At 65.6% G+C, this 14,796-nt stretch carries 13 protein-coding genes; 2 read left to right on the plus strand and 11 right to left on the minus strand.

What is annotated here, in order from left to right; translation table 11 throughout:
* Positions 1 to 12: 12 nt before the first annotated feature.
* The 8 genes from cobJ to DWB23_RS08230 all read right to left on the minus strand — a co-directional run bounded on the left by cobJ (position 13) and on the right by DWB23_RS08230 (position 7,883).
* Positions 13 to 1,062: a precorrin-3B C(17)-methyltransferase gene (gene cobJ / locus DWB23_RS08195; RefSeq protein ID WP_121742338.1), complete on the minus strand. Its 1,050-nt coding sequence runs from the start codon at positions 1,060 to 1,062 to the stop codon at positions 13 to 15.
* 21 nt (positions 1,063 to 1,083) lie between these two features.
* Positions 1,084 to 1,956 carry a precorrin-3B C(17)-methyltransferase gene (locus tag DWB23_RS08200; protein WP_121742339.1) on the minus strand — a complete coding sequence of 291 codons (873 nt, stop codon included), beginning with the start codon at positions 1,954 to 1,956 and terminating at the stop codon, positions 1,084 to 1,086.
* A complete protein-coding gene (gene cbiG / locus DWB23_RS08205; protein WP_121742340.1) occupies positions 1,953 to 2,951 on the minus strand; it encodes a cobalt-precorrin 5A hydrolase in 999 nt (332 codons plus the stop codon). Before cbiG ends, DWB23_RS08200 begins: the two co-directional genes overlap by 4 nt.
* Positions 2,952 to 3,164: 213 nt before the next feature.
* On the minus strand, positions 3,165 to 4,088 hold the full coding sequence (locus tag DWB23_RS08210) for a cobalt-precorrin-4/precorrin-4 C(11)-methyltransferase (protein WP_121742341.1): 924 nt from the start codon (positions 4,086 to 4,088) through the stop codon (positions 3,165 to 3,167).
* A gap of 2 nt (positions 4,089 to 4,090) precedes the next feature.
* Positions 4,091 to 4,918 carry a cobalt-factor II C(20)-methyltransferase gene (locus tag DWB23_RS08215; protein ID WP_121742342.1) on the minus strand — a complete coding sequence of 276 codons (828 nt, stop codon included), beginning with the start codon at positions 4,916 to 4,918 and terminating at the stop codon, positions 4,091 to 4,093.
* Positions 4,915 to 5,511 (minus strand): precorrin-6Y C5,15-methyltransferase (decarboxylating) subunit CbiT, encoded by a 597-nt coding sequence (cbiT, locus tag DWB23_RS08220; protein ID WP_121742343.1) that lies wholly within the window; start codon positions 5,509 to 5,511, stop codon positions 4,915 to 4,917. Before cbiT ends, DWB23_RS08215 begins: the two co-directional genes overlap by 4 nt.
* Before the next feature lie 199 nt (positions 5,512 to 5,710).
* Entirely contained in the window at positions 5,711 to 6,493 is a 783-nt protein-coding gene (locus DWB23_RS08225; RefSeq protein WP_121742344.1) for a beta-ketoacyl-ACP reductase, read from the minus strand.
* 85 nt (positions 6,494 to 6,578) lie between these two features.
* Entirely contained in the window at positions 6,579 to 7,883 is a 1,305-nt protein-coding gene (locus tag DWB23_RS08230) for a cobyrinic acid a,c-diamide synthase (RefSeq protein WP_121743049.1), read from the minus strand.
* 139 nt (positions 7,884 to 8,022) lie between these two features.
* On the opposite strand from DWB23_RS08230, the gene DWB23_RS22945 reads away from it, so the two are divergent.
* Both DWB23_RS22945 and DWB23_RS08235 read left to right on the plus strand, forming a co-directional pair.
* A complete protein-coding gene (locus DWB23_RS22945) occupies positions 8,023 to 8,193 on the plus strand; it encodes a hypothetical protein (protein WP_162989773.1) in 171 nt (56 codons plus the stop codon).
* A gap of 156 nt (positions 8,194 to 8,349) precedes the next feature.
* A complete protein-coding gene (locus DWB23_RS08235) occupies positions 8,350 to 9,030 on the plus strand; it encodes a class I SAM-dependent methyltransferase (RefSeq protein ID WP_121742345.1) in 681 nt (226 codons plus the stop codon).
* 140 nt (positions 9,031 to 9,170) lie between these two features.
* Here the strand turns inward: DWB23_RS08235 and DWB23_RS08240 are convergent, their stop codons facing one another.
* The 3 genes from DWB23_RS08240 to cobN are packed head-to-tail and all read right to left on the minus strand — an operon-like array spanning position 9,171 to position 14,762.
* The gene (locus tag DWB23_RS08240; RefSeq protein ID WP_121742346.1) at positions 9,171 to 10,061 is read right to left on the minus strand and encodes a cobalt-precorrin-7 (C(5))-methyltransferase; all 891 of its coding nucleotides are present in this window, start codon (positions 10,059 to 10,061) and stop codon (positions 9,171 to 9,173) included.
* The gene (locus DWB23_RS08245) at positions 10,058 to 10,834 is read right to left on the minus strand and encodes a precorrin-8X methylmutase (protein WP_121742347.1); all 777 of its coding nucleotides are present in this window, start codon (positions 10,832 to 10,834) and stop codon (positions 10,058 to 10,060) included. Before DWB23_RS08245 ends, DWB23_RS08240 begins: the two co-directional genes overlap by 4 nt.
* Complete coding sequence (cobN, locus tag DWB23_RS08250) at positions 10,827 to 14,762, minus strand: cobaltochelatase subunit CobN (RefSeq protein WP_121742348.1); 3,936 nt, start codon at positions 14,760 to 14,762, stop codon at positions 10,827 to 10,829. Before cobN ends, DWB23_RS08245 begins: the two co-directional genes overlap by 8 nt.
* Positions 14,763 to 14,796 lie beyond the last annotated feature (34 nt).

Consider the following 14,796-nt stretch of genomic DNA (forward strand, 5'->3'; position numbering starts at 1 on the left):
CAGCCTCGTCGCTCAGTAATCGTACTTCGTCTCGTAGCCGCGGGGCGTGACCATCCGGTCGTCCCAGACGTACGTCTCCTCGTTGCCGACGACGATCGTCGTCGTCATGTCGATGATCTCGCTTTCGCCGAGGTCCTCGAGTTCGCCGAGTTCGGTGATCATCACTCGCTCGTCCTCCCGACCCGCGCCGTGGACGATACCGACGGGCGTCCCCTCGTCGCGGTGGGTCAGGAGGATCTCACAGCACTTCTGGAAGTTCTCCCGCCGTTTGCGGCTCCAGGGGTTGTAGATCGTGATCGTGAAGGACTCCTTGGCGACGGCGTGGAGCCGCGACTCGATCTCGGGCATCGGGACCAGGTGGTCCGACAGCGACACCGAGACGGTGTCGTTTACGAGCGGAGCACCGAGGCGGGCACCGCAGGACTGTGCGGCGGGCACCCCCGGCACCACGTCGAAGTCGACCATCGTCGCCGTCGCGCCCTTGGATTCGAGGATCTCGAGCGCCAGTCCGGCGAGCGCGTAGACGTTGGGGTCGCCGCTGCCGACGATCGCCACGTCGTTGCCCGCGAGCGTGCGGTCGATGGCCTCCTCCGTCCGGGAGACTTCGCCACACATCGGCGTGTCGTAGAGTTCGTCGGCCTGCTCGGTGATCTCGTCCGGAATGAGGTCGATGTACGTCGTGTAGCCGACGATGTGTTCGGCCTCGAGCAGCGCCGTCTTCGCTCGCTCGGTCATCCCCTCGGCGTGGCCGGGACCGAGACCGACGGCGGTTAGCTGGCCGGGGTCGGCGTCGAAGTCGTCGATCGTCGCGCCGACTTCCTGCTCGTTGCTCGAGTCGTCGTCCGAACTCGAGGCCCCGCACTTCGATCCGGAGGACGAGGAACTGGAGTCGGAACTCGAGGCGCCGCATTTCGAGGCGCTCGAGTCGTCGCCCGCCTCGCTCGAGGAGGCCCCGCATTTCGAGCCCGAACTCGAGGATTCGGTTTCGGCCTCGCTCACACTCGAGGCGCCGCATTTGGAAGTCGATTCGTCGTCAGCGTCTGCGTCAGTGTCCGTACTCATTGGTGTATAGCGTCTGGTATCTCAGAAGTCGTCGACGTCACGCCCGCCCCGCGGGGTGACGAGGTACGTTCGGTCGTCGTTGCTCCAGGTCTCCGTCTCGTGGTTGCCGATGATCAGCGAGGTCCCCATCCCGGAGACCTTGTCGTCGTGGTCGGCGGCCTCCCCCAGGCTGGTGACGAACTGGCTCTCGCCGTTTCGGCCGGCGTCCTGACGACCGGCATCGTTGACGATAGCCACGAGGGCGTCGTCGGTTCGCTCCTCGCGAACGATTTCGACGGCCCGCTCGTAGTTGCGCCAGCAGTTGTAGAGGACGATCACGAAGCCCGAGATGGCGGCGGCGCGCAGTTTCTCCTCGATCTCGTCCCAGCCGCGCCACTTGTCCGACAGCGAGATCGTACAGAAATCGTTGCACAGCGGTGCGCCGACGTTGGCGGATCCGCCCAGCGCCGCTGTCAGACCGGGAACGATCTCGATAGGGACGTCCGTCGCGTCGTCCGCTTTCGCCATCGTGAAGACGAGGTCGGACTTGCCGTACACGGAGGGGTCGCCGCCGGAGACGTGCGCGACGTCCTTCCCCTCCCGAACGTGGTCGAACGCCGCGCGGGCGAGTTCGATCTGGCGGCCCATCGTCGAGCGGATGATCTCCTGTTCGAAACCGTCGTCTCGGACCGCGATACCGTCCTCGGCCGTCTCCTCCTTGGGCGGCAGGGTGCCGTCGTCGCGCAGGAACTCCTGGTAGAGACTCGAGGCGATGACGACTTCGGAGGACTCGACGACCTCCTTGGCCCGCTTGGTCATGTGATCCGGCAGGCCGGGGCCGATGCCGACGACGTAGAGCGTGCCGTGGTCGTCGGGGGTGCCGCCGGTATGGGCGACCGAATCGTCGGCGCTCATCTGCCGATCGCCACCGTAACCTCGTTTTCGTAGCCGATCTTCTCGAGGACGAGTTCCTGCTCGGCACCGCCTGCAATCGCACTCGCCTCCGACACACCGGGCCAGCCGATCAGCTCCTTCGATTTCGAGGGCGTCGGCCCCTCGTGTTCGAGCAGCGTCTCCTTGTCGAAGGCGACCAGCCCGAGGTCGAGTTCGGTGACGGCCTCGAGCAGCCCTTCCTCGTCCTCTTTCCGGGTCGCGGTGCCGACGAACTCGATGTCCGAGAAGTCGTAGTCGGTCTCTTCGAGGGCTTGCTCCCACGCGGCGACGAACGATTCCTTGCTCGCGCCGGAGACGCTGCCGGTGCCGATGACGATCCCGTTATTTTTGTTCCGCTTCAGGACCGTCACGTCGTCGCCGACGAGCACCGCACGCGGGCCGTCCAGACGGGCGACGGGTCCCAAATTGTCGTCGAGGACGGCGAGGTTCGTCTTCACCGTCGAATCGCCGTTGACGACGTGGGTGTCCATCGCCTTCGCGCGGGACTCGACGCCCTGCTTGCCGGCGGCCTCGCTCGCGGTCGTCATGGCTGGAACGGCACCCATCGTCGCCAGGTCCTGTGCGACCTGGTTCGCGCCGTGGTGGCCGCCCGTGATCGGGATGGCCCACGTGAGTTCCTCGTCGACCACGCAGATCGCGGGATCGTCCCACTTGTCGTCGAGCAGGTGGGCCGTCTTGCGCATCGCGATCCCGCTCGCCATCAGCCCGATAAAGCAGTCGTACTCGCCCCAGTGCTCGTCGAAGACCGTGCCGTGGTACTCGATGATGTCGATCAGTTCGTAGCGGTCCTCGAGTTCGTCCTCGATCTCCTCAGCGGTCTCCATCTTCCGCCCGAAGGAGATGATCGCGATCTCCTCGGCGACTTCGCCGTCCGAATCCGCCGTCGAACAGTGGCTGCCGCCGGAGTCCGTGCTCGAGTCGTCTGTGTCGTCCGTGTTTTCCGTTCCTGAACTCATTGTGAAACCTCCATCGTAGCAAAACCGTCCGTTCCACGCGCTACAGACCCGTCCGGACCACCGCGCGGGTGGGACTGAAAGGGGCTGGCTCGCTCGGCGAGCGAGGCGGTGTAAGCACTGGAGCGACCAACGGGAGCGAAGCGCACAGCGAGCCGCAGCCGTCGAGCGAGCCAGGGGCTTTCGGCGTGTTCGCGGTAGTGAACCCGACTTGTTTCAGTCATCGCTCGCCTCCGTCTCTGCCGAACTCCCCGAAGAGCCCCGATTCGCCCAGTCGCCGTAGAGGAACGAGCGCTCGTAGCCGGCACCCGTGACCGCATCACCGATAACGACCATCGCTGATGCCCGGTAGCCGGCCTCCTCGACCTTCTCTGCAATATCGCCGACCGTGCCAACGATCACGTCCTCGTCCGGCCAGGAGGCGTGGTAGATCACGCCGACCGGGGTCTCGGGTTCGTGGCCGTCCTCGAGCAACCGATCCATCGTCTCCCGAACCGCGTGGGTCCCGAGGTAGATACAGCTCGTCACGTCGCCCATCCCCACGAACTCGGAGATGTGGTCTTCATCCTCGGTCAGGGTCTTGCCCTGGGGCCGAGTGAAGGCGACGTGATTCGAGACCTCGTTGAGCGTCAGTTGGGTCCGCAGCGTCGCGCTGGCCGCAAACGCCGAGGTGACGCCCGGGACGAAGTGGGTCGGGACGCCCTCGTGTTCGAGGGCGTCCATCTGCTCGAGCGCGGCCCCGTAGATGGCGGGGTCGCCGCTGTGGAGTCGAACGACGTTCTCGCCGTCCTCGTAGGCATCGCGCATCAGCGGAATCAGTTCCTCGAGATCCTTCCCGACGGAGTTTACGAGCGTCGCGTGATCGCAATACTCCTCGAGCAGTTCGCTGTTAACCAGCGAGCCCGCGTGGACCACCAGGTCCGATTCCTCGAGCAGTTCCTTGCCCGCGACGGTCAGCAGCCGCGGGTTGCCGGGACCAGCGCCGACGAAGGGAATTCCCTCCTGTTCGTCGCCGGCGTTGTGCTCGAAGATTCGGTCGTCCAGTTCCTCGCGGCGGCGCTCGCCCTGGGCGTCGATCGCCTCCTGGGGGTCGCCTCCGTCAGGTACAACAGTCGTCTCCGTCTCGTCTGTCTCCGTCATGATCAGTGGCCTCCGCAGTCGCCGTGGGCACAGCCCTCGGCGATCTCTTCGATACCGAACTCCCCGCCGTCCGCAACCGGTTCGCCGCCCGTCGACGATCCGTCCTCGCTCGCATCATCGTCGCTCGAGGCGTCGGCGTCGGCTTCTCGCTCGAACGCCGCCGTCGCCTGCTCGACCTCGAGGTCCGCCTTCTCGGCGTACGCCAGCGTGTAGTAGTCGCGCTCCTCGATCTCTTCGGGGTCGTCGGTGACGAGGGTCTCGCCCTGTTCCATGAACAGCCGGCGACCGTAGGTCACGTCGTAGCCCGCCTCGACGAGCCCTTCGTGGGTTGCGGGCGCGTCGGTGACCTTGAACAGAATCATCCGATCCGGGGCGGTCGGGCTGTGGCCGTTCGCGGCTTCGCGAAGCGAGAGACCCGCGCCGGCTTCGATCTCGACGCCCATCGCGGTCGCGAAGGCCGTGACGGCGCTGACGCCGGGAACGATCTCGAGTTCGACGTCCGAGTGAAAGGCGTCGATCGTCCGACGCAGGTGCCCGAACGTCGAGTAGACGTTCGGATCGCCCAGCGTGACGAAGGCGACGTCGCCCTCGAGTGCATTCGGCGCGATCTCCGCCGCGGCGTCCTTCCACGCCGCTCGCAGCTTCTCCTCGTCTTTCGTCATCGGGAAATCCAGATCCCCGATCTTCGACTCGTCGACGTGCTCTAGGGCGACCGATCGCGAGAGTCGGCCCGGCGAGTAGACGACGTCGCAGTCCTCGAGCACTTCCTTCCCGCGAACGGTCACGAGGTCGGCCTCGCCGGGACCGAGTCCGACGCCGTAGAGCGTCATCGTGACCCTCTCGTTTTCGAATCGTCCGCGGCCGCAGCCTCGTCGGGCGTCGCGCTTCCGACCAGCATGTAGACCGGGTTATCCGAGTGAAAGCTCGTCGCGCCGGCGAGTTCGTAGCCGTGGCTCACCTGGAACTGGACGACCTCCTCCAAGATATCGCGCTCGCGGAAGGCCTCCGTCGCTTTCCCCGCGACCTCGAGTCGCGAGACGTTCATGATCACGCGGTCGATTTCGGTTGCGACGGCGTGATCGAGGACGGCCTCGAAGTTCCGACTTCCGCCCAGGAAGAGCGCGTCGGCGTCGTCGGGCAGCCCGTCCGGCGCTTCCGCGTTTCGAAGCTCGATATCGGCCGTTATCGATCCCTCGTTCGCGGCGAGGTTCTTCTCTGTCGTCTCGAGCCGTTCCGGTTTCCGCTCGAGTGCGGTCACCCGTCCGGCCCGCTGTGCGGCTTCGATCGTGATCGCTCCCGTGCAGGAACCGACCTCCGCGAAGTGGTCGTCCGCCTCGAGTGCGAGCTTCGAATGGACGACGGCGCGGACCTCCGATTTGGTCGGCCCGGCTTTCGCATCGTGTGGAAGCGCGATGGGTGGCATCACCCTGTGGAACAGGGGCCGTCCCTAAAACAATTATGATTGTGATAGACCAAATACGATTGCCCAAATGCGTTTGTGGTAACGAAATTGAATTTGTTAATCGACCGGTGACTGTCGGCCCGATAGAAACGTGACACGCGAACCATCCCGACAACGCGCGCGCCGGTCGATCGCTCGAGCCGCCGCGATCGCGCCGTCGCTACCACTCCATGCCGCCGTTGATCCCGATGACCTGCCCGGTCATGTACTCCGCGTAGTCGCTCGTGAGAAATCGGATCATGCCGACGATGTCTTCGGTCCGGGCGAAGCGATTCAGCGGGATATCATCGCGGATCTTCTCTTGCACACGGTCCGGAACCTTCTCGAGCATATCCGTTTGCGTAAAGCCGGGGGCGACGCAGTTGGCCGTCGAGCCGTGACTGGCCAGTTCCAGCGCCAGCGTTCGGGTGAACGCGAACAGCCCGCCTTTCGACGTCGCGTAGTTCGCCTGTCCGTAGTTCCCCTGCTGGCCAACGACGCTCGAGATGTTGATCAGCCGGCCGTTGTCGGACCGCTTGATGTCCTCGTAAAACGCCTTCGTGCAGTTGAACGTCCCGTTCAGGTTTACGTCGATCACCGTTCGCCAGTCCTCGTAGGTCATGTTCTCGAACGTTCGATCGATGGTGATTCCGGCGTTATTGACGAGGACGTCGATCTCGCCGAGTTCGTCGCGGATTTCCTCGGCCATCGCCTCGATCTGTGCCGGCTCGGAGATATCCGCCTGCACCGGAACGGCTGTCTCGCCGTTCGCTTCGATCGTTTCGGCGACCTCGAGCGCTCGTTCTTCGGCCGAGCGGTAGTTCACCGCCACGTCGGCCCCGCAGCGGGCGAGTTCGAACGCGATGTCGCGACCGATACCGCGCGAAGAGCCCGTGACGAGGCAGGTTCGATCGGCCAGTGGTCGTTGCTCCAGTGGGTCGAGCCGCTGGACTGATTCGGACATACGATCGGGAGTACACCGGCACAGGTGTTAACTATTTGACTTCATATCAACGTCGGAGAAGGGCTTCGAAAGCGGCGCGTCGAACTCACTCGAGACGCTCGAGGAACCGATCGAACGCCCCGCTTTCGGCGTGAACGTGGACGTACGTGCCCAGCGACTCGTACTCCGTCAGGCCGTCGTGGTCGCCGTCGATGCCGTCGCCGCGGACCGTCTCGAACGCGAACCGAGCGTCGCCGTCGACCTCGGCGCTCGAGTAGTGGAACTCGTGTCCGCGAACCGTCTCGCCGGCGTTCGCGGTGAGGGTCCCGTCGAGGGCCTCGAGTTCGACGTGATCCAGCGCCTGATAGCGGTCGTGCATGGTCACGTCCGCTGGCAGAATCCCGGCCATCTCGTGACGGTCGCCCTCCGCTGTCGTCAGCGACCGGCTCATCGCCATCAGGCCGCCGCACTCCCCGAGAACGGGCAGCCCATCGCTCGCCCGCCGACCGAGTTCCGCGAGCGTTCCAGCCGACTCGAGTTCCGCGGCGTGAAGTTCGGGGTAGCCACCGGGGAGGTAGACGCCGTCGCAGTCGGGGATCGGATCACCCGCGACCGGCGAGAACGTGACCAGTTCGGCGCGCTCGCGGAACCGCTCGAGCGTCGCCGGATACCGGAAGCAGAAGGCCGCGTCGTCGGCCACGGCGATCGTCGAAGCGACCGGCTCGGCGGGCTGGACGGGGTCGTCGGGAGCCGGTGGCTCGCTCGCCACGTCGGCCAGACGCTCGGCCTCGAGTGACTCTGTAGCCTTCCGGAGCGCTTCCGTCGGCAGCGCAGCCTCCTCGCCCATCTCGAGACCGAGGTGCCGATCGGGAATCTCGAGGGCCGAATTCGGCGGGATTCGGCCGAAGAACTCGAGGTCGTCCGGCAGGGCGTCGCGGATTCCCTGCTCGTGGCGGCCGCCGTGGGCGCGCTGGGCGACGATGCCGGCGACCTCGATGTCGCGACCGATGGTTTCGGCGTATCGCTGGAATCCCAGCGCGGTCGCCGCGACGCTCTCCATCCCCGCCTTCGCGTCGACCACGAGGACGACGGGAATATCGAGCGCTTCGGCGACCATCGCGGTGCTCGAGCCGTCGCCGTCGTACAGTCCCATCACGCCCTCGACGACGCAGATATCTCCCTCGCCGCGCCGGTAGTTCCGGCGAAGACCGTCTCGGCCGCAGAGCCACAGATCGAGGGTACGGGAGGGGCGACCCGCGACGGCCTCGTGGTGGCTCGGATCGATGAAATCCGGCCCCGCCTTGGCCGGTTGGACCGAATAACCCGCGTCCTCGAGCGCCCGAATTATCGACAGCGTCGCGACCGTCTTCCCGACGCCGGAACTGACGCCGCCGAGGACGAATCCGTTCATCATTGTGGTTGCGTTCGCACAACCCAACTTGAATGCGTCGGTGCTACCGGCGGTCTCTCCCTCGAGAATCGCTCGAGTGACGGAATCGGCCCGCCGACGAATTTAACAGACCCGATCGGTTATAGTCGTCCCGATCGCAATGACCGACGAAACCGACCCCGAACGCGAAATGGAGATGCACCTCCGAGAAGCGCTGCGACACCTCGGCGAAGCGCAGCAGGGCGATCTCAGAAAGACGAACGCCGTCGCGCTCGAGGAGGTCTCGAACACCGTCTCGTCGGTGCTGCGCGAGCACGAGCAGGACGGGTGAGGTGCCGCCGGCCGGGACGCGGGTCGACGGTTCCGATCGAGTACCGATTCCGATCAGCGAGCCGACGACGGCGACGTGTTATTTGTAACAACTCAGGGAGTGCACATATTACCGCTTCGCGAAACTGCTTATCGCCCTCGTGAGAAGACGGCGGTCATGACGCAACACGAACAGACGGGCGAAGACGTCAAGCAGGTCGTCCAGCGGTACTGGGACGACCGCGCTGACTCGTTCGACGACGACAGCCAGCACGGCATTCACAGCGACGAGCAACGAGAGGCGTGGCTGTCGGTGCTGCGTCCGTGGACGGGCGAGCCACCGAAGCAGGTCCTCGACATCGGCTGTGGCACCGGCGTGATCTCGCTGCTGCTGGCGGAACTCGGTCACGACGTCACGGGCGTCGACTTCGCGCCGGAAATGCTCGAGCGGGCGCGAACGAAGGTCGAGCAGTCGGAACTGTCCGTCGAGTTCCAGCGCGGCGACGCGGAGAACCTGGCTCAGCGCGACGACGCCTACGACCTGGTGACGGCGCGCCACCTCATCTGGACGCTGCCGACCCCGGAGCACGCGATCGACGAGTGGCGGCGCGTCGTCAAGCCCGGCGGTCGTCTCGTCCTGATCGAGGGCCACTGGGACTTTTCGGAGGTGTTCGAGGGGTACGAAGAGATCCACGACGACCTGCCGCTGTATGACGGACGGCCGCCCGAAGAGCTGGCGGCGTTCCTCGGAGAGCAAGGCCTCGAGAACGTCGAGTACGAACCTCTGGCGAAATCTGCGCTCTGGGGACAGGAGCCGAACTACGAGAAGTACATCATGGCCGGCGACGTGCCCGAATAGGTCGTTCTGTCCCGCGTCGTCGCGATTTCCTCGAGCGGCCGCGGTTCGAACCGCTCGCTGTCGGTCGCTGTACTCGAGAGGGTGCGACTCGGTCGGGGACGGGCCGGCGAGGCGGCCGTCCGAACGTGACGCGAGTCGGGCTACGACACGGGCTGTCTGACCGCAAGTACGACCAGATCCGAAAACGGCGTGTCTGCCTCGCCGCTGTCGCCGGCGTGCTCGGACAACTCGGCCAGCGTGAACCGGTGAATCCGCTCGTCATCGTGCGTTAGTTTTTCGAGCACCAGCGCCTCGAGAGTCGGCTCAGCGCCCGCCTCGAGCAGGAACTCGGCGAGGTCACCGGGCATCCGGTCGTAGGGTCGCGGGAGCACGAGCAGGTGACGTTCATCTACCGTCGCCGCGGCGGCGAGACGGTCCATGTCTGCCTCGAGGTCGCCGCTCTTGTGCAGCGTGACGAACTCGGTATCCTCCATCGGCGTCCGGGCGCGACTCGCGGCCATCTGGAGCGAGGAGATGCCGGGAACGACGCGAACGGGAATCTCGGCATCCCGACGCTGAACCGCGTCCTGACGAGCCTGCGAGTCAGAGCTCGTGGAAGTTCGTTCCACGGCGTCCTGCTGAGTTTGCGAAGCAGGGCTCGTCGAGCTCTGCTCGACCGCATCCTGTACCTTCCCGACGAACTGGTAGCCCGAGTGGTTCGGGTCGCCCATCGCGACCGCAGTACCCGACTCGCCGGCAGCGACGCGCTCGCCGAACTCCTCGAGCGCCTCGGCCTCGTCCTTGTAGCCGCAGGTCAGCAGGTCGGCGTCGGTCAGATCCTTGACGAACTCCACGACGGTCGTAAAGCCGACGACGACGTCCGCTTCCTTAATCGCCCGCCGGCCACGCGGCGTGAGATACTCCTGATTCCCCGGACCGACGCCGACGGCGTAAACCGGATCGTCGACGTCCTCGTCGATATCCGGCTCCGCCGCTCCCGCGGCGAAGGTCGCCGGATCCGGCCCCGAATCGAGGTCGTACTCCCCACTCATCGGTCCTCGCCGTCTTCGGTCGTGTCGGTGCCCTTCTGGGCTGCCCGAGCCGCAGCCGTGAGCGCCAACTCGAGGTCGTCGGTCCGAACGTCCGTTGCGACGTGGATCAGTTCGTTCGTCAGCGCGGCGGCGAGTCCGCTACCGCCGCGGCGGCCGACGTTGGTAATCGCCGGAACGTCGTACTCCTCGCTCACCTCGCGGATGCGCTGGCGGCTCTCTTCGGCCTTGACGAAGCCGACTGGCGTCGCGACGATGACGGTTGGTCGGGTGCCGTTCTCGATGCAGTCTGCGAGCGCGAACGCGGCCGTCGGAGCGTTTCCGATCGTTGCGATCGCGCCGTCGTAGACGCCCTGCTTGTCGAGTTCGAGCACCGAGGCGGCGGTCCGGGTCATCCCGGTTTCCTTCGCCAGTTCGGCCCCGTTCCCGATCGCCTTGCGCTTCTCGCAGTTGTGACCGCGGCCGGTGATTCCGGCCTTTGACATCGTGATGTCGGTGACGATCGTCGCCTCCTCGAGCACCGCCGTCGCGCCGGCGCGGACCGGCGCGTCCTCGTCGTCACCGACCCCGTCGCGTCCGGTGAACTCGATCAGGTGCTGGAACTCGATGTCGCCCATCGAGTGAACGGACTTCTGCCGGATCCGGTCCGCCAGCGTTTCGTCCGGGACGAACTGCCGAACGATGTCCATGCTCGTCTCCGCGATGTCCATCGCGTCCTGCGTCGTTGCACCCAGATCCGCGTACTCCCGTTCGAACTGCTGCTCGCCCTCAGTCATCGTTCGTCACCTCCATCGCGGGGTTCGTCGTCCGCGCCTCGAGGTCGCCCTCGACCTCGAGATTCAGGTCGCGTAGCCGGTCGACCGTCTCGTCGCCGGCGTCCCAGAGGTCGCGCTCGACGGCCTCGAGGAGCGTATCGGTGATGGACTCGAGCGCCCAGGGGTTCACGTCGCGCATCCACCCCTGGCGGTCCTCGTCGAAGGCGAACTTCTCGGCGACGTCTTCCCAAAGGGTGTCCGAGATGACGCCGGTCGTCGCGTCCCAGCCGAGCGTCACGTCGACGGTCGTCGAGAGGTCGCCCGCGCCCTTGTAGCCGTGCTCTTCCATCGACTCGAGCCAGTCGGGGTTCAGGACGCGAGCGCGCATCGCCTTGCGGACCTTCTCCTCGTTCGTGTAGACGTCAACGTTGTCGGCGTCGGAGGAGTCACCGACGTAGGAGGCGGGTTCCTCGCCCGAGATCTCCGAGACGGCGGAGATGAAGCCGCCGTGAAACGCGTACCAGTCCGAGGAGTCGAACTCGTCTTGCTCCATCGTGTCCTCGATCTTGACCGTCGCGTCGACGCTCGAGAGCCGGCGTTCGAAGGCGTCGTGGGCGTCGGAGACGCGGCCGCGCGACCCCATGGCGTACCCGCCCCACTGGACGTAGACGCTCGCGAGGTCGGCGCGCTCGTCCCAGTTCCCCTCGTCGACGGCCTTGTTCGTCCCGGCACCGTAGCCGCCGGGTCTGGTGGTGAAGACGCGGTGTAAGGCTGCCTTTCTGGCGTCCGATTCGTCGAGTCCCGCTTCCGCCTGCAACTCTTCGGCCTCCTCCTCGACGTGTTTTTTCACGTAGTTCATCTCGAGGGGTTCCTCGAGGTCGACGACAGTGTCGACGGCGTCGTGGATGACGCCCGCCGCCGCCGGGAACGCGTCCCGGAACAGCCCGGAGACGCGGGTCGTCACGTCGACGCGTGGACGACCGAGTTCCTCGAGCGGAATCGGCTCGACGTCGTCGATCCTGCCCGCGTCGGTCCACTGCGGTTCGACGCCCATCATCGCGAGCACCTGAGCGATCGTCTCGCCGCGGGTGCGGACGGTCGGAGTCCCCCACGCCACGACGCCGATCTCCTCGGGATACTCGTCGTGTTCGTCGTGGTGGCGCTCGAGAACGCCCTCCGCGACCTCACTTCCGACCTGCCAGGCAGCCTTCGCGGGCACCTTGCGCGGGTCGAGCGTGTAGAAGTTCCGCGCGGTCGGCAGCAGGTCGACGCCGCCGCGGGTCGGCGCGCCCGATCCTCCGGGCGGCACGTACTCGCCCGAGAGCGCGTCCACCGTCCGCGGAATCTCGTCCTCGGCTCCCTGCACGCGGGGCTGGGCCTCCTCGCAGATGTACGCCAGCGCCTTCCGGAGGTCGTCGTGAGCGCCCGATCTGGCGCGGCCGTCCCCGATCGTCTCGAGGTCGACCACGAGCAGGTTCATGTTCACCTCGTCCTCGGGGCCGCCCTCGAGTTCCGACGCTGGTACGTCGAACTCGTGTTCGGCGAGCGTCTCGATCAGGTCGACGCTGGTCTCGTAGACCACGTCCGCGGCCTCGGCGTAGGTCATCCCGAGGGCCTCGTCGTAGGTTCCCGGGGAGTCGAGCATCGTCTCGTAGTCGACGCCCAGCGCGCCGGCCACGCTCTCGCGCAGGCTCGGCCCGCCGGGGTTCTCGAGCCGCGTCAGCGCGACGAGGTACTCCACGAGGCGTTCGTCGGCTGGCGGCTCGGACATCGTGTGCAGTCCGAGGCGAATCTGGGTGGTCTTGACGTCCGTGAGGTACTCGTGAATGCGCTCGACGAGGTCGTCGATCGCGAGATTCTCGCCCTCGACGTCGCCCTCAGCCAGGGTCGAACCTGCTTCGTCCGGACCGCGGACGTCGGCCTTCTCGTCTATGGTACCTTTGATACCCAATTCTACTGCGAGATCCAGTTCATCAACTTTCTCGCGCATGAGGTCCTCGAGGTGTTGCCCGTCGTCGGCGCGGGCGTCCTCCATGCCGGCTTCCCGGTACTGGTTAGCCAACTCCTCGAGTTCCGACAACTCGTCGTAGGTGCCCGCGTTTCGCATGACGGGGGTGAGATAGTCGACGATGGCGGCGTACGAGCGACGTTTGGCCTGCGTTCCTTCACCCGGATTATTCACGATGTATGGGTAGACGTTCGGGACGTCGTCGATCAGTTGGTCCGGCGCGCTCTCGCCGTTCAGTCCGACGGTCTTGCCGGGGAGCCACTCGAGGCTGCCGTGGGTACCGAGGTGGACGACCCCGTCGGCCTCGAACGTGTTCCGGAGCCAACCGTAGAACGCGTAGTAGTCGTGTGGCGGTTGCAGATCGGAATCGTGGTAGACCTTCGAGGGGTCCATCCCGAATCCGCGGGGCGGTTGTACGGTGACGAGCACGTTGCCGAACTCGACGCCGGGGATCGCGAACGGACGGTCGGGGACCTCGCCCCATTCCTCGACGATGTTCTCCCGAAATCGCTCGTCAGCGTCGGCGAACCAGTCGGCGTAGGTGTCGGCGGAGACGACGTCGACAGAGAGGTCGCAAACGTCTTCGGGGGCGACCCAGCGATCCTCGAGCGTCAGCTGTGCGGTCAGCTTCTCGACGAGTGTCTGCCCGTCTTCGGGCATTTCGTCGCCAAGGTTGTAACCGCGTTCATCGAGTTCCTCGAGCAGATTGACGGTCGACTTCGGACTATCGAGCCCGAACGCGGTCCCGATCCCGTCGTCGCTCGGCGGGTAGTTGTGCAGGACGACGGCAACTTGCTTGTCCTCGTTCGGGGTGTGTCGAAGCTCGGCCCAGTTAACCGCCAGCCGGGTCGCGTGATCGATCCGCTCCTCGATCGGATAGTGGTGTTTCGGCGCGGAGCCGATGCCGGCCTCGTCGTCGGTTCGTTCCTTGCCCGAAATCGGGTGCGTGATGACGTTGCCGTCGAACTCCGGGAGGGCGACGGAAAGCGCGAGTTCGAAGCCCATCACGCCCGTGTCGCTGGATTCGTAGCGCGATCGCGATCGCATCGTCGTGATCGTCTGCAGGACGGGAACGCCGAGGCGATCGAGGAAGACGTCCTCGGCGCTCGAGCCCTCGTCATCGGCGCTGCGGCCGCGTTCGTCCATGGAGAGCGAGAACATGAACGAGGAGAGGACGGCGTCGACGATCGGTTGTCCGTCGGCATCGGCGGTTTCACCGCCTTCTCGAGGCGTCAAAGACGCCTCGCTATCGATGAGCCAGTTATCGGTCACCCACTCCGCATCCTCTTGCTCGTCGGTATCCGTCGCCGGGTTACAGAAGATCGGCAGCGCGTTCGCGCCCTGCTCCTCGAGCGCCCGCACCTGTGCGTCGACGTACCGGGTGTTCTCGTGGGTCCAGTGCGATTCGTAGAACCAGACGGCGACCGTCGGTCTGTCGGGGTCGTGGGTCTCGAGCAGTTCCTCGTATCCGATCCCGGGATAGTCGGGGTGATAGACGCCCTCAGTCGGCAGTTCGGTGGGATCGTCGTACTCCGTGTCCTGACCTTCGTACTCCGCGACGAGGAAGCGACACAGGTTCGCGACGTTGATCGTCCCGCCCTTCTCCAGATAGTCGTAGACGAGATCGCGATATCCCTCCGAGACCGTCGTATCCTCGAACGCGAAGGCGTCACCGGTCGCCTTGACGATCAGTGGGACGCCCGCCTCGGAGAGCGCTCCCGTCGCGTAGTCGTAGCCCGGCATGCTGTCTTCGGCACCGTGCAGCCAGAATATCGCTGCCGCGGCGTCGGTCAATTCCTCGACGAACTCCTCGATATCGGCCTCGTCGTCGAGATCGCTCTCCGATCGAACGACCAGTTCGACGTCCGCGAGGCGCTCGGCAGCCCGTCCGATCGAGCCGAGTTCGTTCTCCGTCGCGGTGTAAATCCCGATCCGTGTCATCGTGTTTTTAAACCTCTATTGTATTAGCTCAAGT

This window comes from Natronorubrum halophilum, assembly GCF_003670115.1.
GTDB lineage: Archaea > Halobacteriota > Halobacteria > Halobacteriales > Natrialbaceae > Natronorubrum > Natronorubrum halophilum.

What these genes read in the sequence shown, in the direction of transcription:
- cobJ (WP_121742338.1), bottom strand. Translation starts at nt 1,062, where the DNA reads ATGAGTACGGACACTGACGCAGACGCTGACGACGAATCGACTTCCAAA.
- DWB23_RS08200 (WP_121742339.1), bottom strand. Translation starts at nt 1,956, where the DNA reads ATGAGCGCCGACGATTCGGTCGCCCATACCGGCGGCACCCCCGACGAC.
- cbiG (WP_121742340.1), bottom strand. Translation starts at nt 2,951, where the DNA reads ATGAGTTCAGGAACGGAAAACACGGACGACACAGACGACTCGAGCACG.
- DWB23_RS08210 (WP_121742341.1), bottom strand. Translation starts at nt 4,088, where the DNA reads ATGACGGAGACAGACGAGACGGAGACGACTGTTGTACCTGACGGAGGC.
- DWB23_RS08215 (WP_121742342.1), bottom strand. Translation starts at nt 4,918, where the DNA reads ATGACGCTCTACGGCGTCGGACTCGGTCCCGGCGAGGCCGACCTCGTG.
- cbiT (WP_121742343.1), bottom strand. Translation starts at nt 5,511, where the DNA reads ATGCCACCCATCGCGCTTCCACACGATGCGAAAGCCGGGCCGACCAAA.
- DWB23_RS08225 (WP_121742344.1), bottom strand. Translation starts at nt 6,493, where the DNA reads ATGTCCGAATCAGTCCAGCGGCTCGACCCACTGGAGCAACGACCACTG.
- DWB23_RS08230 (WP_121743049.1), bottom strand. Translation starts at nt 7,883, where the DNA reads ATGAACGGATTCGTCCTCGGCGGCGTCAGTTCCGGCGTCGGGAAGACG.
- DWB23_RS22945 (WP_162989773.1), top strand. Translation starts at nt 8,023, where the DNA reads ATGACCGACGAAACCGACCCCGAACGCGAAATGGAGATGCACCTCCGA.
- DWB23_RS08235 (WP_121742345.1), top strand. Translation starts at nt 8,350, where the DNA reads ATGACGCAACACGAACAGACGGGCGAAGACGTCAAGCAGGTCGTCCAG.
- DWB23_RS08240 (WP_121742346.1), bottom strand. Translation starts at nt 10,061, where the DNA reads ATGAGTGGGGAGTACGACCTCGATTCGGGGCCGGATCCGGCGACCTTC.
- DWB23_RS08245 (WP_121742347.1), bottom strand. Translation starts at nt 10,834, where the DNA reads ATGACTGAGGGCGAGCAGCAGTTCGAACGGGAGTACGCGGATCTGGGT.
- cobN (WP_121742348.1), bottom strand. Translation starts at nt 14,762, where the DNA reads ATGACACGGATCGGGATTTACACCGCGACGGAGAACGAACTCGGCTCG.